Below are 19,910 nucleotides of genomic sequence, written 5' to 3'. Positions count from 1 at the left end.
AATCGGGAACGCCCTCATGTCGGCGCATGGCTACGAGAAAGGCAGGCTCGACCTGCCCTTCGTCGGTATCTCCACCTTCGGCAAGAACCCCTACCAGCCGGACTGGGACGCCATCGACGCCGATGTCGCCGTGCTCGGCGCGCCCTTCGATCTCGGCACGCAATGGCGGGCCGGCACGCGCTTCGGGCCGCGCGCCATACGCGAGGCCTCGACGCTGTTTTCCTTCGGCCATGGAGGGGCTTACGACCACGAGGACGACGTCGTCTACCTGCCGGCGGACAAGGTGCGCATCCTCGACATCGGCGACGCCGACATCGTGCATACCGACACGATCACCAGCCACGCCAACATCGCCCACGGCGTGCGCAAGATCCTCGCCGCCGGCGCCCTGCCGGTGGTTCTCGGCGGCGACCACTCGATCAACATCCCCTGCGTCGAGGCCTTCGCGCAGGACTGCGCGAAGAACGGCCCGATCCACATCGTGCAGCTCGACGCCCATCTCGATTTCGTCGACGAGCGCCACGGCGTGCGCTTCGGCCACGGCAACCCGATGCGCCGCGCCGCCGAGAAGCCCTATGTGACGGGTCTCACACAGCTCGGCATCCGCAACGTCTCCTCCACCCCCCGCGAAGGCTACGAGGCCGCGCGGGCCATGGGGGCGGACATCCTCTCCGTGCGCCAGATCCGCAGGCTGGGCATCGAGGAGACATTGGCACGCATCCCGGCCGGCGCGCGCTATTACGTCACCATCGACATTGACGGCTTCGACCCCTCCATCGCGCCGGGCACCGGGACGCCGAGCCATGGCGGCTTCACCTATTACGAGGGGCTGGAGCTGCTCGACGGACTGACGAGGCGCGGCAGCGTGGTCGGCATCGATCTGGTGGAAGTCGCGCCGGACTACGACCACACCGGCACGACGGCGATCCTCGCCGCGCAGATCCTGCTCAACTTCATCGGCCGCGTGATGCACCGCCGGCAGGCGGGCGCCTGAGATGGGCCGCGTCCGCTTCGATTTCGCCGGCGAGAACGTGCTCGTCACCGGGGCGAGCCGGGGCATCGGCCGTGCCGTCGCGGAGGGCTTCGCCAGCGCCGGGGCGCGCGTGCATATCCTCGCCGACGACCCGGCAGTGCACGACACCGCCGCAGCGATTACCGCCGCCACCGGCGCCGACTGCCGGGCAATCCTGTGCGACATCACCGACGCGGGCGCCGTCGAGGCGGCACTTGCCGGCCTCGGCCCGCTCGACGTTCTCGTCAACAATGCCGGGCTGGAACGCATCACCCCTCTGCTCGACGGGCGGCCGGAGACCGAGGAGACGTTCCGGCGCATCGTCGACATCAACGTCGTCGGCACCTGGAACGTCACGCGGCGCGCGGCGGCGCTCATGAGCGCGGGCGGGCGCATCGTGCTTACCGCCTCGATCTGGAGCCGCACGGCGGTCGGCGAGTTCTCCGCCTATGTCGCCTCCAAGCACGCGACGCTCGGCTTCACCCGCTCCATCGCCCATGAGCTCGGCCCGCGCGGCATCCGCGTCAACGCCGTCTGCCCCGGCTGGGTGCGCACCGAGGCGGCGATGCGTTCGCTTGCCGACATGGCGCGGCGCACCGGGCGCCCCGAGCAGGAGCTGCTCGACGAGATCGTCGGCGCGCAGGTTCTGCCGGGCCTTCTGGAGCCGGGCGACCTCACCCTGCTCTATCTCTTCCTCGCCTCCGACGGCGCCCGCGACATCACCGGGCAGGCCTTCACGCTCGACCGCGGCGAGGTGATGGCCTGACCCCGGCGCCTATTTGCGGCGGCGCGTGGCCAGCACGTTGCGGATCGAGAAGGAGGAGTGGATGCGCAGCACGCCCGGCAGGGTCGAGAGGATCTCGGTGTGGATGCGCTCGAACTCGGCGGCGTTCTCCACCTCGACCCGCAGCAGATAATCCGAACCGCCGGTCATCAGGTAGCATTCCTGGATCTCAGGGTGCCGGCGCACGGCCGTCTCGAAGCGGTTGAGGTAATCCTCGGTCTGCCGCTCCAGCGTGATGTTGATGATCACCGCCATCGCCGCGTCGCGCGCGGAATGGTCGACCAGCGCGGTGTAGCCCCGAATGACGCCGCCATGCTCCATCAGTTTGATGCGGCGCAGGCAGGTGGAGGCGGACAGCCCCACCTCCTCGGCGATCTTCGCCGTACTCATGCGCGCGTCGAGACGCAGCAGACGCAGAATGTTGCGGTCGATGGCGTCGAGCGCGCTCATGACGATTCCTTCGATAATTTCGATGATCCTTGCATGAAAACGTATTCGTTGAAAATTCGCCGCGCGGATCGACCGGCTTCTGCACGATCCCTGCACTATCATCGAGACCCATTCGACAGGTGGCGCGAGACCTCAAGGGCGGGCGATGTTCGGTGAAATCTCTGAGCAGCGTGTGGCGGGCGACATCGCGCCTGGCCTCCTGACCATCGACCTCAAGGCGCTCGCGGCCAATTACCGTGCACTCGCCGCACGTGTGGCACCGGCAAGGGTGGCCGGTGTGGTCAAGGCGGACGCCTACGGCCTCGGCGCCGCCCGCGTGGCCCCGGCGCTGGAGGCTGCCGGCTGCCGCGACTTCTTCGTCGCCCAGCTTTCCGAGGCTCTTATCCTCAAGCCACTGTTGAATGCCGGTAGCCGGCTCTACGTGCTCGGCGGCCTGCTGCCCGGCGCGGAGCCCGCCTGCGCGCAGGCCGGGATCATCCCCGTGCTCAACAGTCTCGAACAGGTCGCCGCCTGGTCTCGGCTCGCCCGTGCGCGCGGCGTCGAGCTGCCGGCGCTGCTGCAGTTCGACACCGGCATGTCGCGCTTCGGCCTCTCGCCCGAGGACGCCGCCCTTCTCACCGCCGAGCTGGCGCGGCTCTCCGGTGTGCGGCTTCTGCATGTGATGAGCCATCTCGCCTGCGCTGACGAGCCGGGCTGCGGCCAGAACGCGGATCAGCTCGCGGCGATGGCCCGCTTCGCCGAAGGCTTTCCCGGCGTGCCCTTGAGCTTCGCCAATTCCGGCGGCATCTTCCTCGGGCCCGCCTATCACGGCGCCCTCGTGCGGCCGGGCATCGCGCTCTATGGCGGCGCGCCGACCCCCGGCGTCGCCAATCCCATGCTGCCGGTGGTGCGGCTCGACGTGCGCGTGGTCCAGATCCGCACCGTGCCGGCGGGCGCGCGGGTCGGCTATGGCGGCACCCATGTGACGGCGGGCGAGCGCCGTCTCGCCACCATCGCCGCCGGCTATGCCGACGGACTGCCGCGCGCGCTGGGCGACAGAGGCGCCGCCTATCACGGCACGACGCGCCTGCCGATCGCCGGGCGGGTCTCGATGGACAGCCTGACCCTCGACATCACCGCCCTGCCGCCCGGCACGCTGAAGCCCGGTTCGCCCGTCGAGCTGATCGGCCCGCACCAGACGCTGGAGGCGCTCGCCGCCGACGCCGGCACCATCGCTTATGAAATCCTCACTGGCCTCGGAACACGTTACCATCGCGTCTACCGCTGAACCGCACGGCCGGAAGTCGTCCCATCTGGAAGTCGTCTCATGAAGATCGTCGTTCTCGGCGCCGGCGTGATCGGCGTCACCTCGGCCTATTGCCTCGCCCGCGCCGGCCATGAGGTGGTGGTGCTCGACCGCCAGCCCGGCCCGGCGCTGGAGACCAGCTTCGCCAATGCCGGCGAGGTCTCGCCCGGCTACTCCTCGCCCTGGGCGGCGCCCGGCGTCCCGTTGAAGGCGCTGAAGTGGCTGTTCATGAAACATGCCCCGCTGGTGCTGCACCCCACCATGGACACCGGCACGCTGCGCTGGATGGCGGCCATGCTGGCCAATTGCACGGCGGCGCGCTACGCGGTGAACAAGGGCCGCATGGTGCGTATCGCGCAATACAGCCGCGACTGCCTGATCGCGCTGCGCGAGGAGACCGGCATCGCCTATGACGCGCGCATGCAGGGCACGCTGCAGGTCTTCCGCAGCCGCAAGCAGCTCGACGCCATCGGCAAGGACATCGAGGTGCTGGCCGCCGACGGCGTGCCCTTCGAGGTGCTCGACCGCGCCGGCTGCGTCGCCGTCGAGCCCGGCCTCGCGGCGGCGGCCGACCACATCCTCGGGGGCCTGCGCCTGCCGACGGACGAGACCGGCGACTGCTTCAAGTTCACCGGCGCGCTCGCCACGCTCGCCGAGGAGCTGGGCGTCGTCTTCCGCTACAACACCGATATTCGGCGGCTCAAGGTCGAGGCCGGCCGCATCGCCGGCGTTGCGACCGCGACGGGTGAGGTTACCGCCGACGCCTATGTGGCGGCGCTGGGCAGCTACGCGCCGGCGCTTCTGGCCCCGCTCGGCCTCAACCTGCCGGTCTGTCCGGTGAAGGGCTATTCGCTCACCGTGCCGATCGTCGACACCTCCACCGCGCCGGTCTCCACCGTGATGGACGAGACCTACAAGGTCGCCATCACCCGTCTCGGCGACCGCATCCGCGTGGGCGGGCTGGCCGAGATCGCCGGCTTCGACCTCTCCCTGCCGCCCGCCCGGCACGCCACGCTGGAGCGCTCGGCGCGCGACCTGTTCGGCGCCGCCGGCGACTGGGAGAAGGCGCAGTTCTGGACCGGCCTGCGGCCCATGACGCCGGACGGCACGCCGGTCATCGGCCCGACCCGCTACGCCAACCTGTTCCTGAACGGGGGACACGGCACTCTGGGCTGGACCATGTCCTGCGGTTCCGCGCAGGTGCTGGCGGACCTGATGAGCGGGCGCCGGCCTGCCATCGCCAGCGAGGATCTCGGCATCGCGCGCTATGGCTGACGGCCGGATGCCGCCAGGCGGGGCAGCAAACCACAGCTCTTTGGCGATGCCCTCTTGATCCCGCCGCGCTTCCTCCGCAAAGTCCCGATTCGGGAAAACTCGCCTGCGCGGCTCAGCCGCCAGGCACAATGACGGTACCATGCCCGTGTCGTATGACTACGTCCCCGGCGGTAGCGACGTGCTGCTGGTGGTCGATGTTCAGCACGATTTCTGTCCGGGCGGCGCGCTCGCCGTGCCGAAGGGCGACGAGATCATTCCGGCGATCAACCTTCTGGCGCGACATTTTCCCCATGTTGTGCTGACGCAGGACTGGCACCCGCCGGGCCATCTCTCCTTCGCCTCCTCGCATCCCGGTGCCCGGCCCTTCGAGACCATCGACGTCGACTACGGCGCGCAGATCCTGTGGCCGGACCATTGCGTGCAGGGCACGCGCGGCGCCGCCTTCCGCGACGAACTCGACGTGCCGCATGCCGAGCTGGTGCTGCGCAAGGGCTATCATCGCGGCATCGATTCCTATTCGACCTTTTACGAGAACGACCGGCGCACCGCGACCGGGCTCGCCAGCTATCTGCGCGAGCGTGGCATCAGGCGGGTGTTTCTCGCCGGCCTCGCCTTCGATTTCTGCGTGCGCTACTCGGCCGAGGATGCCCGCCGCGTCGGCTTCGAGGTCGTGGTATTCGACGATGCCTGCCGCGCCATCGATGTCGCCGGCTCGGCCGACGCCACGCGCGACGCCTTCCACGCGCTCGGCATCGCTTGCCGGCCGCACGCCGTCGTCACCGGGGCGAGCCGCTACGCGGGAGGATAGCCGCAAACGGCAGGCATCCTTTTGCCGCCCCGGCCGTTCTTGTGAGGCAGACCCGGCACGCGCAGGAGGGACATATGGCGGAATCCATCGACACCACGAGCGGCGACGATTCCCCGCTCACCATCTCGCCGGAGAAGGTGTGCTTCATCATCGTCAAGGCGCGCGAGTTCGACGCCAAGGACGAGGTGACGGAGCCCGATCCTGCCTCCAATCCTTCGGACGACAACGCCATCGAGGTGCTGGAGGATCATGGCGACGATCCCGTCCAGCAGGAGATCGCCGGCTTCATCGGCGCGCTGACCGAGGACGAGCAGATCGACCTCGTGGCGCTCGCCTGGCTCGGGCGCGACGATTACGACGCCGACGACTGGCCGGAGGTCCGCGAGGAGGCGGCGCAGGCACATAACCGGCGTACCGCCGCCTATCTTCTTGGCCTGCCGCTGCTCGGCGACTTCCTTGAGGAGGGGCTGTCGCTGCTCGGCTATTCCTGCCAGGAATATGACGAAGGCCGGCTCTAGCCGCCGATGGGCCTTGCTTCCGAGCGTTGCTGAATGGGTCACGTCCTCGTCGTCGGCAGCGTGAATGTCGACCGCATCGTCCGCATCGCCCGCCCATTGGGCGCGGGCGGGCGCGTGAGCGTTCTCGGTGCGCACTGGCGTTGCGGCGGCGGGGGCTTCGCGACCGGGGCCGCGCTGCTGGCACTCGGCCACCGCGTGAGCCTCGTCGCCACGCTCTCGGCCGACGCCGCCGGCGAGGCCTGCCGCGCCGTGCTGGCCCAGCTCGGCTTCGACCTGCGATATCTCGCGGCAAGCGAGGCACCCACCGTGCCGCTGGAAATCTTCGTCGATCCCGCCGGCGAGCGCACCATAGTCGCGCCCGCCGCGAGCGAGGCGCGCCGGCTCACCACCCTGCCGGCTCTCGCCGCCGACCTCGCCTACATCAATGTCCGCCGCGCCGAGGCCGGCGTGCTCGACGCGCTGGCGGGGCGCTGTCGCGTGGTCGCGCAGGTGCCGCTGGAGGCGGGCGAGCGTCGACCCGCCGAGGCACTGATCGCCTCCGCCTCGGACCATGCCTTCGCGCTCGGCGAAGGCGCCTTCGACCATGCCCGGCGGATCGGCGGGGACGGGCTGAAGGTGTTGGTGGCGACCGATGGCGCGCGCCCGGTGCATCTGAGCGAAGCCCACGGCCGCATGCAGGTGCCGCTCGCACCCGTCGAGTTGCCGGAGGGCGGCCCGCGCGACAGCACCGGCGCCGGCGACGTGTTCGCCGCCGGCTTCATCGACGGGTGCCTGCGCGGGGAGCCCTATGCCGCCTGCGCGCAGCGCGGCAGCGAGATCGCCGCCCGCTTCCTCGCCGACCGCAAGGCCTTGTGGGGTGATGCCGCGCTTGCGCTGGACATGTCGCTGCGGAGCGCAGCCGGGCCGTAGCGGCGCTTACGCGCGCCGATGGCTGTGCAGGCCGCCCGCCACCAGCTTCTCCCAGATCTCCTCCGCCGTATCGGCAAACTGGAATTCGCGGCAATCCTGCTCGCTCACCATGCCGGCGTCGATCATCGCCTGGAAGTTGATGACCGAGCGCCAGTAGGCCTCGTCGAACAGCACGATGCCGACCGGCGGCGCCTTGCCGGTGATGCGCAGGTTGAGGATCTCGAACAGCTCATCGAGCGTGCCGAAGCCGCCGGGAAACACCACCAGCGCGTTCGCCCGCATGGCGAGGTGCATCTTGCGCATCGCGAAATAGTGGAAGCGGAAGGTGAGCTGCGGCGTCGTGTAGGGGTTCGGCGCCTGCTCGTGCGGCAGCGAGATGTTGAAGCCGATGCTGGGCGCGGCCACCTCGAAGGCGCCGCGATTGGCCGCCTCCATCAGACCCGGCCCGCCGCCGGTGGTGATGACGTTGTCGCGGAAGCCTCCCTCGGCGAGATCGAGCGCGCCGCCGCGCTCGGAGGCGATGCGCCCGAAGGCGCGCGCCTGCTCATAGAGGAAGGGCTGGCGTCCCGGCCCGTCCTCGCGCACCCGCGCCGAGCCGAACACGACGAGGGTGGAGCGGATGCGCCAGCGGCGCAGCTCCTCCTCGGCCTTGGCGTATTCCAGAAGGAAGCGCACGCCGCGCATGGAATCGCCGAGGATGAAATCCTGATCCGCCGCCGGCAGGCGGTAGCTCGGATTGGCAAGCCGGCCGTCGGCGGACGTCTGGCCGGCCTCGTTCTCATAGGTCACGTGCGTCTTCCCGTCTGTCGTCAGTCCTGTGCGCCGTCGAGTTCATCGAGCCAGAGGCGCGCCTGCGCGTCCGAAGGCGCGCGCCAGTCGCCGCGCGGCGAGAGCGAGCCGCCGGAGGTGATCTTCGGCCCGTTGGGCAGCGCCGAGCGCTTGAACTGGTTCGCGAAGAACCGCTTCAGGAACACGCGCAGCCAGTGGCGGATCTCGGTGCGCGTATAGGCGCGCCGGTCCTCGGCCGGCGTATTGGCCGGCCAGCGCCCGCGCGCGGCATCGCTCCACGCCTGCTCGGCGAGATAGGCGATACGCGAGGGGCGGAAGCCGTAGCGCGTGAGGTAGTAGAGATTGAAGTCCTGCAGCGCGTAGGGGCCGACGATCTGCTGCGTCGACTGGATGGTGGCGCCCTCATGTGCGGGCACCAGCTCGGGCGAGATTTCCGTCGCCAGCACCGCTTCCAGCACGCTCACCGTGGCGGGCGACACGTCTCCCGAGGCGGCGACGAAGCGGATCAGGTGCTGGATCAGCGTCTTCGGCACCGAGGCGTTGACGTTGTAATGGGACATGTGGTCGCCCACGCCATAGGTGCACCAGCCCAGCCCGAGTTCGGAAAGGTCGCCGGTGCCGACCACCAGCCCGCCGCGCTGGTTGGCGAGACGGAACAGATAGTCGGTGCGCAGCCCCGCCTGCACGTTCTCGAAGGTGACGTCATAGACCGGCTCGCCGGCCGCGAAGGGATGGCCGAGATCGGCCAGCATCTGCCGGGCCGCCGGGCGGATGTCGATCTCGCTGGCGGTCGCGCCGATCGCCTCGATCAGCGCCAGCGCGTTGGAGCGGGTGCCGTCGGAGGTGGCGAAGCCCGGCAGGGTAAAGGCGAGGATATCCGAGCGCGGGCGGCCGATCAGGTCCATGGCACGCGCCGCCACGATCAGCGCCTGCGTCGAATCGAGGCCGCCGGAGACGCCGATCACGGCATGGCGCAGGCCGGTCGCGACGAGGCGCTGAGCGAGGCCCTGCACCTGGATGTTGTAGGCCTCGTAGCAATCCTCGGCGAGCCGCGCAGGTTCGGCCGGCACATAGGGGAAGCGCTCGATCACGCGCTCCAGCGCCACCGGCGCCTGCGGCCGGTCCAGCGTGAAGGCGATCGTGCGGAACAGGCGGCCACCCTCATGGCGCACGCTGTCGCCGAAGCTGTTGGTGCGCCGGCGCTCCTGGCGCAAACGCTCAAGGTCGATGTCGGCCGTCACGAGCGTCGGCCCTGCGGGGAAGCGCTCGCTCTCGGCAAGCTCCTCGCCATTCTCGAAAATCGCCGCCTGTCCGTCCCAGGCGAGGTCGGTAGTCGATTCGCCGGGGCCGGCGGCGGAATATGCATAGGCGGCTATGCACCGCGCGGAATGGCTGGCGCAGAGCAGCCGGCGATGGCGTGCCTTGCCGATGGTGATGTTGCTGGCGGAGAGGTTGAGCAGCAGTTCCGCCCCTGCCAGCGCCGCCCGCGTGGACGGCGGCAGCGGTACCCAGATGTCCTCGCAGATCTCGGCATGGAAGGCGACGTCGATCCCGCCCTGCGCGCGGAACAGCAGGTCGTCGCCGAACGGCGCCTCGACGCCGGCAATGGAAATCGCGCCGCCCGTGCCGAGGCCGGGGGCGAAGTGCCGGCGCTCATAGAATTCGCGGTAGTTCGGCAGATAGCTCTTGGGCACAACCCCGAGCACCGCGCCACGATGGATCACCACCGCCGTGTTGAAGAGCTGGCCTTCCCGACGCAGCGGCGCGCCTACCACCAGCACGGGATGGAGCGTGCGCGAGGCCTCCACGAGGCGCGCAAGTGCGGCCTCCACGGCGTCGAGCAGCGCGTCCTGGAACAGCAGGTCGTCGATGGCGTAGGAGGACAGGCCGAGCTCGGGAAACAGCAGCACCGCGGCGCCGCGCCGGTCGCCCTCGCGCGCCTGCTCCAGATGCGCCTCGGCCGCGAAGGCCGGATCGGCGACCCTCCCGCGCGGCACGCAGACGCCGACGCGCAGGAAGCCGTGACGGTACAGGCACTCGGTGTCGGCCATCCCTACCTCGCGGGCACGCGGCGGCTTACGGAGCCGCCCGAAACGGCGCGATATTTACCCGCCGGGCGGCGCGAGGAAAGCCGCACGCGCCATCCATGTGCGATTCCTGCGCTTTCGGCCGCCGATCCTGGCCGAAGCGGGGAAAGCGGCTGCTGCCGCAGGAGCCGAGTTGTGCATGGATACCGTCTTCGCGCAAAACCGCTTGACAAAGGCGCGGCTTCACGCAAGCCTAAGAAACGAGCGGCGGGCAAAGATGCCCAATGTCGCGGCAAATTTCGGTGAACATTTCCAACGACGGCACGACGTGCCGAGGGTTGGTGGCAACGACGCCCACGGTCGAGCGACCGGCGGGCGTTTTTTGTTTTGGGCTGAACGATGGCGTCGAAGCATTACCGCATCGGAGTGATGTTCTCCACCACGGGTCCGTACGACGTGGTGGCGCGCTCCATGCTGAACGGCGCCCTGCTCGCGGTGGCGGAGCGGCCGGCGGAGGGCGTTTCGGTGGAGCCGGTCGTCGTCAATCCCGGCGGCGATCTCGTGCGCTACGCCGCGCTGAGCCGCGACCTGCTGAACGCCGGCATCCGCCACGTGGTCGGCTGCTACACCTCCTCCAGCCGCAAGGAGGTGATCCCCTGCTTCGAGAAGCATGACGCGCTGCTCTGGTATCCCTCGCATTATGAGGGCTTCGAGAGCTCCAACAACGTGATCTACACCGGCGCCTCGCCGAACCAGCACGTGCTGCCCCTCGTCGACCACATGCTGGCCCATGTCGGCGCCAGCGCCTTCTGCGTCGGCTCGAACTACATCTGGGCCTGGGAGAACACCCGCATCTTCCGCGAGGCGATGATGGCGCGCGGCGCCCGCGTGATGGCCGAGCGCTATGTCGCCGTCGGCGATACCGAGCTCGACCAGGTGGTCGAGGCCATTATTGAGGCGCGCCCGGCCTTCGTGTTCAACAACCTCATCGGCACGAGCAACTACGCCTTCTTCCGCGCCTTCCGCGCCGCCTGCCTGAAGCGCGGCATCGACCAGCCGCGCGTCATCCCGGTGGCGAGCTGCACGCTGTCGGAGCCGGAGCTGGAGGAGATCGGCGGGCCGGCGGTGGACGGGCATCTGAGCTCCAGCGTCTATTTCTCCTCGCTGCCCTCGCCGACCAACGCCGCCTTCACCCGCGCCTATCGCGAGACCTTCCCGGAAGGACCCTCGACCTCGGCGGATGCGGAAGCCTCCTACATCGCGATGAAGCTGCTGCAGCTTGCGCTCGCCGAGGCGGGGACCGACGATGTCGAGGCGGTGAAGGCGGCGGTCACCCGCCAGCGCCTCGCCGCGCCGCAGGGCGATGTGCATATCGACCCGCAGACCCTGCACGCCTATCTGACGCCACGAATTGGCGTTTCAAACGCTTCCGCGCGCTTCGACATACTCGTCGAGGCGCCCGGGCCGGTCCGTCCCGACCCCTATCTCGTCCAGTCGTCGCCGCGCTACGCGGTCGCTTCCCGCAACTCTTCACTGAGAGTGGTAAAGTGATGGCTCCTCGACTGCTCCAGAACTTCAATGGCGGCCGGGCGTATATCGTCACGTCCAACCTCACGGCCGTGGAGGCGCTGCAGACCACGCTGGGCAAGCTGGGCGTCACCTCCATCTGCCCGCCGCTCACCGACGGGCGCGCCGAGCTCGATATCGGCGCCATGCAGGCCGAGCGCGACATCCTCTTCATCGACGGCGACCTCGACAATCCCGTCGCCCTCGACACCGACGCCGGCTCGCGCCAGCCGCCGGTGCCGATCATCGGGCTTGTCGGCGTGGAGGCGCCGAGCCGGCTGAAGCAGCTGGTGAACCTCGGCGCCACGGCCTTCCTGCGCAAGCCCGTGCAGGGCGCGGCCGTCTACACCGCGCTGTTCCTCGGCATCAACCAGTTCCTGTTGCGCGGCGACCTCAGGTCGCGGCTCGACGACATGGATCGCCGCCGGCGCGGACGTCGCGCGGTGGTGAAGGCCATCATCGCCCGGATGCACGATGCGGGCGTCGATGACGACGAGGCCTATGAATGGCTTCGGCGCGAAAGCATGCGCTCGCGGCAGGTTCTTGAGGACTTCTGCGAGGCTTTCATGAAGGCGAGGGCCGAAGCCCTCGACAAACCGACGAGACGTCTCCCCGAGAGCCGCAGCGCGGAAACACGATAACCTTTCACAGGAGAATAAAATGACTGGGAAGACCATGCGGGGGCTGCGCGCCGCGGCCCTCACGGGGACGCTTTTGCTCAGCGTTGCCCACAGCTTCACGCCCGCCTACGCCGCCGATCCGATCAAGCTCGGCGTTCTCGAGGATCAGTCCGGCGACTTCGCCGCCGCGACCATCGGCAAGGTGCACGCCATCCAGCTCGCCGCCGAGGAGATCAACAAGGCCGGCGGCATCGACGGCCGCCCGCTGGAGCTGGTGATCTACGACACCCAGTCCGACAACACCCGCTACCAGGAATTCATGCGCCGCGTGCTCCAGCGCGACAAGGTGGACGCCGTGTTCGCCGGCTTCTCCTCCGCCTCGCGCGAGGCCTACCGCCCGATCGTCAACCAGTTCGACGGCCTCGCCTTCTACAACAACCAGTATGAAGGCGGCGTCTGCGACGCCAACATGATCGTCACCGGCGCGGTGCCCGAACAGCAGTTCTCCACCCTCATCCCGTGGATGATGGAGAAGTACGGCAAGAAGGTCTACACGCTCGCTGCCGACTATAATTTCGGCCAGATCTCGGCCGAGTGGGTGCGCAATATCGTCAAGGAGAATGGCGGCGAGATGGTCGGCGAGGACTTCATCCCGCTCGGCGTGTCGCAGTTCTCCCAGAACATCCAGAACATCCAGAAGGCCAAGCCCGATTTCGTGGTGACGCTGCTGGTCGGCACTGCCCAGGCCTCCTATTACGAGCAGGCCGCTGCCGCCAATGTGAACCTGCCGATGGCCTCCTCGGTCAACGTCGGCCAGGGCTATGAGCACAAGCGCTTCAAGCCGCCATCCCTCAAGGACATGTACGTCACCACCAACTACATCGAGGAAGTCGACACGCCGGCGTCGAAGGCCTTCTTCGCCAAGTTCAAGGCCAAGTTCCCCGACGAGCCCTACGTCAACCAGGAAGCCGAGAACTCCTATCTCGCCGTCTATCTCTACAAGCAGATGGTTGAGCGCGCGAAGTCGACCAAGCGCGACGACCTGCGCAAGGAGATCGCCAAGGGCGACGTCTGCATGGACGCGCCGGAAGGCAAGGTCTGCCTCGACCCGAAGAGCCAGCACATGTCGCACACCATCTATCTCGCCAAGGTGGGCGCGGATCACTCGATCTCCTTCCCGAAGGTCTGGGAAGACATCAAGCCGTACTGGCTGGGCGAGGCGGGCTGCGACCTGACCAAGAGCGACCCGAGCGCGCAGTACACGCCCTCGAACCCGCCGCCGAAGAACTGAGCGGTCTTCCTCTCCCCCTCGGGGAGAGGACATAGAAGGCCCATCCCCTCGCGGGTGCCGCCCCGTTCCCTTCGGCGGCATCCGCAAGCATCGCCCCGGCTGTGCCCCCCTAGCCTGAGCCGGGGCGATCGCTCCTCCCGCCCGCCGCCGACGGACCGACCGGCGGCGCGCCCCTTCGACGTCGAGATCTCACGAGGCCCCGCCGCACATGGATGTCGGAACCTTCCTCTTCTCCGCGCTCTACCAGTTCGGCGACGCCTTCGCCTTTCTGGTCCTGTCCGCCTGCGGCCTCGCCGTCATCTTCGGCATGATGGGCGTCATCAACCTCGCCCATGGCGAGTTCATCATGTGCGGGGCCTATGTCACCGTCTCCGCCGCCCATGCCGGGGTGCCGCTGCCGCTCGCCATCCTCATCGGCGCGCTGGTCTCGGCGCTGGTCGGCGCGGTGGTCGAGGTGCTGGTCATCCGCCATCTCTATTCGCGCCCGCTCGACACCATCGTCGCCACATGGGGCCTCAGCCTCATTGGCACGCAGGGCACGCTGATCCTGCTCGGCTCCACCATGGCGGGCGTGGGCACGCCCTTCGGCAGCTTCCAGGTCGGCGACTATTCCTACTCGGTCTACCGTCTGGTGCTGTTCGCGGCGGCGGTGACGGTGCTCGCCGGCCTCTACGCGCTGTTCAACTGGACGCGCTTCGGGGTGATGGCCCGCGCCACCATCCAGGTGCCCCACATGGCGGCCGCGCTCGGCGTCGACACCCGCCTCGTCTACAGCCTGACCTTCGCGCTGGGCGCTGGGCTGGCCGGCCTCGCCGGCGGGCTCTACGCCCCGACCATGACGCTGGTGCCGACCATGGGCACCACCTTCATCATGGAAGCCTTCGTGACGGTGGTGGTCGGCGGCGCCGACGTGTTCCTCGGCACGGCGCCGGCGGCGGCGGTGCTGGCGGTGGTCAAGGCGACCATGACCTCCTGGTACGGCCAGCTCTTCGGCCAGATCGGCCTGCTGCTCGCCGTCATCGTGGTGATCCGCGTGCTTCCGCGCGGCATCTCCGGCTTTCTCCTGCGCGAGCGCGCCTGATCGGGACACGGAACATTCTCATGAACGCGCTCTCCCGCTTCTTCCGCCGCCTCGAAGGCCCGCAGACGCTGGGCCGTGGCCCGGCCTTCTGGGTCGGCTTCGTCCTCGTGCTGGCCGCCGCCTGCGCCTATCCGCAGTTCTCGGACGGCTACACGGTCGGCAACACGGTGTACTTCTTCACCTGGATCTTCATGGCGCTCGGCCTGTGCCTGATCTGGGGCTATGGCGGCTCGCTGAGCTTCGGCCAGACCGCCTTCTTCGGCATTGCCGGCTACAGCTACGGCATCCTCACCATCAATTTCGGCGCCGCCTATGGCTTCACCTTCGTCGCCTTGCTGCTGGCGGTGGCGATCGGCGCGCTCTTCGCGGCGCTGCTCGGCTACTTCCTGTTCTTCGGCCGCATCTCGGGCGTCTTCCTCGGTATCGTCACCCTGTCGGTGACGCTGGTGCTGGAACGCTTCATGGCGCAGACCGCCGGCCCGGAATGGAGGATCGGCGCGGCGCGGCTGAACGGCTTCAACGGCATGAGCAACATGCCCCCGCTCACCCTTCCCTGGCCCGGCGGCGATATCGTGCTGTTCCCCGACGTCGAGCTCTACTACGTCGTGCTCGGGCTGCTGGTCGTCGTCTATCTGGGCCTGCGCATCCTGGTGAACTCGCCCTTCGGCAACATACTCGTCGCCATCCGCGAGAACCCTGAGCGTGCCGAGATGCTGGGCTACGACATCCGCAAGTACCAGCTCGGCACCTTCGTCATCGGCGCGGCGCTGGCCGGTCTGTCGGGCGTGCTCTACACGAGCTGGGGCCAGTACATCACGCCGTCCTCCATGGGCATGACGGCGGCGGCGCTGCCCATCGTATGGGTCGCGGTCGGCGGGCGCTCAGACCTCACCACCACGCTGGTCGGCACCGTCACCGTGCTCGCCGTGTTCCAGGCGCTTACCATCCATGGCAGCCAGTACGCGCTGGTGGCGATGGGGGCGATGCTGGTGCTCACCGTGCTGCTGGCGCCCTCGGGCCTCATCTTCGCCCTCGCCCGGCTGATCGCCCGACCCTTCTCCAAGCGGCAGCCGGGAGACGCCTGATGCCCCTCATCGAAACCCGCGCCCTCAACAAGCGCTTCGGCGGCCTGCACGTCACCAACAATGTCGACCTCGCGCTGGAAGCCGGCGAAGTGCACTGTCTGATCGGGCCGAACGGCGCCGGCAAGTCGACGCTGTTCCGCCTGATCCTCGGCGAGCATTCCCCCAGCAGCGGGGCGATCCTATTCGCCGGCGAGGACATCACCGCCCTCAAGCCGTTCCAGCGCATCCGCCGCGGCATGAGCGTGAAGTTCCAGGTGCCCGGCATCTTCAAGGCGCTGAGCGTGCGGCAGAACCTCGAAATCGCGATGCAGCACCACTATCCTCCCGCCTCGCTGGCGGAGGAGATCGACAAGCTGCTCGCCTTCCTCAACCTCTCCGCCGACGCCAAGCGGCTCGCCGGCAATCTCTCGCACGGCCAGAAGCAGTGGCTGGAGATCGGCATGGCGATCAGCCTCAAGCCGCGCCTCCTCCTGCTCGACGAGCCGACCGCCGGCATGTCGCCGGAGGAGACCTTTGCGACCGGCGAGATGGTCCAGCGCCTCAACGCCGAGGGCATGACGGTGCTGGCGGTAGAGCATGACATGGCCTTCGTGCGGCAGGTCGCCCACAAGGTCACGGTGCTGCATCTGGGCCGCGTGTTCGCACAAGGGTCCATCGACGAGATCGTCGCCAATGAGGAGGTCGCGGCCATCTATCTCGGCCAGACCACCGCGCACGAGACCGCTCACGAGGCGGCGGGAGACGTCCATGCGTAAGGAAACCATGCTCTCCACGCTCGGCCTGCGCGCCGGCTATGGCGGCAAGCCGGTGCTGCAGGGCCTCGACCTTGACGTGCGCGAGGGCGAGATCGTCGCCGTGATCGGGCGCAACGGCGTCGGCAAGTCGACGCTGATGAAAAGCCTGATCGGCCTCGTGCCGACGATGGAAGGCTCCATCGTCTACCGCGACAAGCCGGTCGAGCAGCTCACCGCCTTCCGCCGCGCCCGTCTCGGCATCGGCTATGTGCCGCAGGGCCGCGACGTGTTCCCGCGCCTCACCGTGGCGGAGAACATCGCGGTCGGCGGCATGCGGCAGGGCGGGGTGAGCGAAGCGGACCGCGAGCGCGTGCTGGGCTACTTCCCGATCCTGAAGGAGCGCTGGGGCCAGCGCGCCGGCACCATGTCGGGCGGCCAGCAGCAGCAGCTCGCCATCGGCCGCGTGCTGGTCGCCAATCCCTCGCTGGTGCTGCTCGACGAGCCGTCCGAGGGCATCCAGCCCAACATCGTGCAGGACATCGCCCGCATCATGGTCCAGCTCAACAAGGACACCGGCGTCACCGTCGTCCTCGTGGAGCAGAACATCGACATGATCCGCGCGATGGCCCAGCGCTGCTACGTCATGGACAAGGGCCGCGTCGTCGCCGAACTCACCCACGACGACCTCGCCGATGGCGAGGCCATGCGTCGCCATCTCGCCGTCTGACAGCCAGTATTCCCAAGGAGAACATCATGTCCTGGCTCGAGAACTCCATCCTGGCTCGCAAAGGCCTCGCCAAAGGCAAGGCGGGCGCCACCCACGAGATCACCGAAGCGGTGCAGGGCAAGTACCACTATGTCTACGGCCCCTATGTGGAGCCGGTGATCAAGGTCGATCCCGGCGCGGTCGTCTCCGCCGAGACGCACGACGCCTTCGAAGGCGCCATCAAGAACGAGACCGACAACCCGCTCGAAATCCTCAACTTCCCCTATCTCAACCCGCAGAACGGCCCGATCTTCGTCAACGGGGCGGAGAAGGGCGACACGCTGGCGGTCTACATCAAGTCCATCGTGCCCCGCGGCGAGCAGCCGCGCGGAACCACGCTGATCATGCCGGAATTCGGCGGCCTCGTGCCGACCGCCGACACCGCCATGCTGAACGCGCCGCTGCCGATCAAGGTCAAGAAGCTGCACGTCGATGCCGAAACCGGCACCAAGTGGAGCGACAAGATCACCCTGCCCTACGTGCCCTTCATCGGCACCATCGGCACCTCGCCGGAGATCGAGGCGATCACCTCGCTGCAGCCGGACTATTACGGCGGCAACATGGATCTGCCCGATGTCGGCATGGATTCGGTGATCTACCTGCCGGTGAACGCCAAGGGCGGCCTGCTCTATCTCGGCGACTGCCACGCCACGCAGGGCGACGGCGAGCTGTGCGGCGTCGCCCTGGAGCACCCCACCGTCACCACCATCCAGATCGACCTGATCAAGGGCTGGACCATCCGCACGCCGCGTCTGGAGACCAAGGACTTCATCATGTCCATCGGCTCGACCCGCCCGATGGAGGATGCCGCCCGCATGGCCTATCGCGACCTCATCCGCTGGATGGCGGCCGATTACGGCTTCGACGAGATCGAGGCCTATATGCTGCTGACCCAGTGCGGCCGCGTGCGCCTCGGCAACATGGTGGACCCGAAATACACGCTGGGCGCCTCGATCCAGAAGTCGTACCTCACGCCCTGAGCGTAACCGGCACCGTCATGCCCGGCCCGAGGGCCGGGCATCCACGACTTCGGCGCGGAACAGTCCGAAGACGTGGATGACCGGGTGGCACCCGGTCCTGACGGTGAGCACCGAACCACCCCTTTCATCCATCTCGCGGACCCCGCCGAACGGCGGGGCGCCGAACGCCCCCTGCTGTACCGGAGAGTGCCGATGTCCACGCCCGTGAAGGTCGCCGCCGTCCAGTTCGAGCCGACCCTTGCCGAGAAGGAGCGCAACGTCGCCCGCCTTCTGGAGCTGGTGCGCGAAGCCGCCGAGGCGGGCGCGAAGCTGATCGTGACGCCGGAAATGGGCACGACCGGCTATTGCTGGTTCGACCGCGCCGAGGTCGCCCCTTTCGTCGAGCCGATCCTCGGCCCGACCACGGAGCGTTTCGCCGAGGCCGCGCGCGCGCTGGGCGTGCACATCGTCATCGGCATGCCCGAGGTCGATCCTGAAACGAACCTCTATTACAACGCCGCCGTGCTGATCGGGCCGGAGGGTGTCGTCGGAACCCACCGCAAGACACACCCCTATATCGCCGAGCCGAAATGGTCGGTGCCGGGCGATCTCGGCCACAAGGTGTTCGATACGCCGGTCGGGCGCATCGCGCTGCTGGTCTGCATGGACATCCATTTCGTCGAGACCGCGCGCCTCGCCGGGCTGCAGGGCGCCGACATCATCTGCCACATCTCCAACTGGCTGGCCGAGCGTACGCCCGCGCCCTACTGGATCACAAGGGCGATGGAGAATGGCTGCTACCTCATCGAATCCAACCGCTGGGGGCTGGAGCGCACGGTGCAGTTCTCCGGCGGCAGCTGCGTCATCGGGCCGGACGGTGCTGTCGAGGCGGTGATCGATAGCGGCGACGGCATCGCCTATGCCGAGCTCGACCTTGAGCGCGCCCGCGCCCGCCGCGTGCTCGGCGAGGAGGTTTTCGCGCAGCGCCGGCCCGAACTCTACATGGAGCTGCCGACCAACACCCATTCCTGGAACCCGCTCGACTTCTTCAGCCTGTACGGCCACCGCCCGCTGCCGCCGGGCCGGCGCTCGCGCGTCGCCGTCGCCCAGTTCGCGCCGACCGGCGACCTCGCCGCCAATCTCGCCCGCATCGAGGAACTGACCGCCCGCGCCGCCCGCGAGGAAGGTGCCGAACTCGTCGTCTTCCCCGAGCGCGCGGTGACCGGCCTCGACGCCCCCGCCGCCGTGCCGCTTGACGGCGAAGCCGTGGCACGCCTCGTCGCCATCGCGGCGCGCCACGGCGTGCACCTCGTGGCCGGCCTTGCCGAGGAGGCGGGCGGCACGCTTTACAACAGCGCCGTGCTGGTCGGTCCGCAGGGCGTCGTCGGGCGCTACCGCAAGACCCATCTCGACGCCTCCGACCACAACTGGGCGACCGCCGGCGACGAGTGGGGCGTGTTCGACACCAAATTCGGGCGCTTCGGCCTGCTGATCGGCCATGACGCGACCTTCCCCGAGGCGGGGCGGGTGCAGGCGCTGCGCGGCTGCGATCTCATCGTCTGCCCGGCGGCGCTGCGCGGCACCTTCACCGGCGCCCATGCCGGCTCGAAGGTCGCGCAGAACTATCCCATCCCGACCGGTGCCGATCCCCATCACTGGCACCTGATGCGGGCGCGCGCCGGCGAGAACAACGTGTTCCTCGCCTTCGCCAACGTGCTGGACGAGGCCGCCGGCTATGGCGGCAAGAGCGGCGTGTTCGGCCCCGACACCTTCGAGTTCCCGCGCCGCGAGGTCATTCTCGGCATCGGCGAGGGCGTCGTCGCCACCGAAATCGACACCACCAATCTCGACACGCGCTACCCCACCAACGTCGTGCGCCGCAAGGACATGATGATCATGCGCCTGCCGCACCACTACCGGCCGCTGGTGCGCTGAACCGCCGGCCGCGCTT

19 protein-coding genes are annotated in these 19,910 nt (G+C 68.5%); 16 read left to right on the top strand and 3 right to left on the bottom strand.

The annotated features are described in order from the left end of the window. Positions 1 to 16 precede the first annotated feature (16 nt). Both speB and MWN33_RS03420 read left to right on the top strand, forming a co-directional pair. Positions 17 to 994, top strand: coding sequence for an agmatinase (speB, locus tag MWN33_RS03425; protein ID WP_247198780.1), 978 nt, complete (start codon positions 17 to 19; stop codon positions 992 to 994). A gap of 1 nt (position 995) precedes the next feature. Further along, positions 996 to 1,778 (top strand): SDR family NAD(P)-dependent oxidoreductase, encoded by a 783-nt coding sequence (locus MWN33_RS03420; protein ID WP_247198778.1) that lies wholly within the window; start codon positions 996 to 998, stop codon positions 1,776 to 1,778. A 9-nt stretch (positions 1,779 to 1,787) separates the two neighbouring features. Here the strand turns inward: MWN33_RS03420 and MWN33_RS03415 are convergent, their stop codons facing one another. Further along, the gene (locus MWN33_RS03415) at positions 1,788 to 2,246 is read right to left on the bottom strand and encodes an Lrp/AsnC family transcriptional regulator (RefSeq protein WP_247198776.1); all 459 of its coding nucleotides are present in this window, start codon (positions 2,244 to 2,246) and stop codon (positions 1,788 to 1,790) included. Positions 2,247 to 2,391: 145 nt separating this feature from the next. Here MWN33_RS03415 and alr point away from each other — a divergent pair, with 145 nt between their 5' ends. From alr to MWN33_RS03390, 5 genes are all read left to right on the top strand, one after another. After that, positions 2,392 to 3,513: an alanine racemase gene (gene alr, locus MWN33_RS03410; protein ID WP_247198775.1), complete on the top strand. Its 1,122-nt coding sequence runs from the start codon at positions 2,392 to 2,394 to the stop codon at positions 3,511 to 3,513. A 39-nt stretch (positions 3,514 to 3,552) separates the two neighbouring features. Further along, on the top strand, positions 3,553 to 4,806 hold the full coding sequence (locus MWN33_RS03405; RefSeq protein WP_247198773.1) for a D-amino acid dehydrogenase: 1,254 nt from the start codon (positions 3,553 to 3,555) through the stop codon (positions 4,804 to 4,806). Between the two features lie 139 nt (positions 4,807 to 4,945). Further along, on the top strand, positions 4,946 to 5,614 hold the full coding sequence (gene pncA, locus MWN33_RS03400; RefSeq protein ID WP_247198771.1) for a bifunctional nicotinamidase/pyrazinamidase: 669 nt from the start codon (positions 4,946 to 4,948) through the stop codon (positions 5,612 to 5,614). Positions 5,615 to 5,688: 74 nt separating this feature from the next. Next, positions 5,689 to 6,132, top strand: a complete 444-nt coding sequence (locus tag MWN33_RS03395) for a DUF3775 domain-containing protein (protein WP_247198769.1) — start codon at positions 5,689 to 5,691, stop codon at positions 6,130 to 6,132. A 33-nt stretch (positions 6,133 to 6,165) separates the two neighbouring features. Beyond that, a complete protein-coding gene (locus MWN33_RS03390; RefSeq protein WP_247198767.1) occupies positions 6,166 to 7,041 on the top strand; it encodes a PfkB family carbohydrate kinase in 876 nt (291 codons plus the stop codon). A 6-nt stretch (positions 7,042 to 7,047) separates the two neighbouring features. Here MWN33_RS03390 and MWN33_RS03385 read toward each other — a convergent pair whose 3' ends face one another. Further along, positions 7,048 to 7,725, bottom strand: a complete 678-nt coding sequence (locus MWN33_RS03385) for an LOG family protein (RefSeq protein ID WP_247199774.1) — start codon at positions 7,723 to 7,725, stop codon at positions 7,048 to 7,050. Positions 7,726 to 7,850: 125 nt separating this feature from the next. Next, the gene (locus MWN33_RS03380; protein ID WP_247198765.1) at positions 7,851 to 9,881 is read right to left on the bottom strand and encodes an NAD(+) synthase; all 2,031 of its coding nucleotides are present in this window, start codon (positions 9,879 to 9,881) and stop codon (positions 7,851 to 7,853) included. Between the two features lie 375 nt (positions 9,882 to 10,256). Between MWN33_RS03380 and MWN33_RS03375 the strand changes: the two genes are divergently transcribed. The 9 genes from MWN33_RS03375 (at position 10,257) to MWN33_RS03335 (ending at position 19,894) form a co-directional block, all read left to right on the top strand. Continuing rightward, on the top strand, positions 10,257 to 11,408 hold the full coding sequence (locus MWN33_RS03375) for a transporter substrate-binding domain-containing protein (RefSeq protein ID WP_247198763.1): 1,152 nt from the start codon (positions 10,257 to 10,259) through the stop codon (positions 11,406 to 11,408). Continuing rightward, entirely contained in the window at positions 11,408 to 12,064 is a 657-nt protein-coding gene (locus MWN33_RS03370) for an ANTAR domain-containing response regulator (protein WP_247198762.1), read from the top strand. The genes MWN33_RS03375 and MWN33_RS03370 overlap by 1 nt, the downstream gene beginning before the upstream one ends. A gap of 19 nt (positions 12,065 to 12,083) precedes the next feature. Then, positions 12,084 to 13,334: an urea ABC transporter substrate-binding protein gene (locus tag MWN33_RS03365; protein ID WP_247198760.1), complete on the top strand. Its 1,251-nt coding sequence runs from the start codon at positions 12,084 to 12,086 to the stop codon at positions 13,332 to 13,334. A 208-nt stretch (positions 13,335 to 13,542) separates the two neighbouring features. Further along, the gene (locus MWN33_RS03360) at positions 13,543 to 14,415 is read left to right on the top strand and encodes an ABC transporter permease subunit (RefSeq protein WP_247198758.1); all 873 of its coding nucleotides are present in this window, start codon (positions 13,543 to 13,545) and stop codon (positions 14,413 to 14,415) included. Positions 14,416 to 14,435: 20 nt separating this feature from the next. Then, the gene (locus MWN33_RS03355) at positions 14,436 to 15,500 is read left to right on the top strand and encodes a branched-chain amino acid ABC transporter permease (protein ID WP_247198757.1); all 1,065 of its coding nucleotides are present in this window, start codon (positions 14,436 to 14,438) and stop codon (positions 15,498 to 15,500) included. Next, complete coding sequence (locus MWN33_RS03350; RefSeq protein ID WP_247198755.1) at positions 15,500 to 16,255, top strand: ABC transporter ATP-binding protein; 756 nt, start codon at positions 15,500 to 15,502, stop codon at positions 16,253 to 16,255. The genes MWN33_RS03355 and MWN33_RS03350 overlap by 1 nt, the downstream gene beginning before the upstream one ends. Next, on the top strand, positions 16,248 to 16,961 hold the full coding sequence (locus MWN33_RS03345) for an ABC transporter ATP-binding protein (RefSeq protein ID WP_247198753.1): 714 nt from the start codon (positions 16,248 to 16,250) through the stop codon (positions 16,959 to 16,961). The genes MWN33_RS03350 and MWN33_RS03345 overlap by 8 nt, the downstream gene beginning before the upstream one ends. Before the next feature lie 26 nt (positions 16,962 to 16,987). Further along, positions 16,988 to 17,980 carry an acetamidase/formamidase family protein gene (locus tag MWN33_RS03340; RefSeq protein ID WP_247198751.1) on the top strand — a complete coding sequence of 331 codons (993 nt, stop codon included), beginning with the start codon at positions 16,988 to 16,990 and terminating at the stop codon, positions 17,978 to 17,980. Between the two features lie 192 nt (positions 17,981 to 18,172). Continuing rightward, a complete protein-coding gene (locus tag MWN33_RS03335; protein WP_247198750.1) occupies positions 18,173 to 19,894 on the top strand; it encodes a nitrilase-related carbon-nitrogen hydrolase in 1,722 nt (573 codons plus the stop codon). The last annotated feature ends 16 nt before the right edge of the window (positions 19,895 to 19,910 follow it).

This window comes from Ancylobacter koreensis (assembly GCF_023016525.1).
In the GTDB taxonomy this organism is placed as follows: Bacteria; Pseudomonadota; Alphaproteobacteria; order Rhizobiales; family Xanthobacteraceae; genus Ancylobacter; species Ancylobacter koreensis.
The sequence above is the reverse complement of the archived record's forward strand: the minus strand, read 5'-3'. Positions and strand labels throughout refer to the sequence as shown.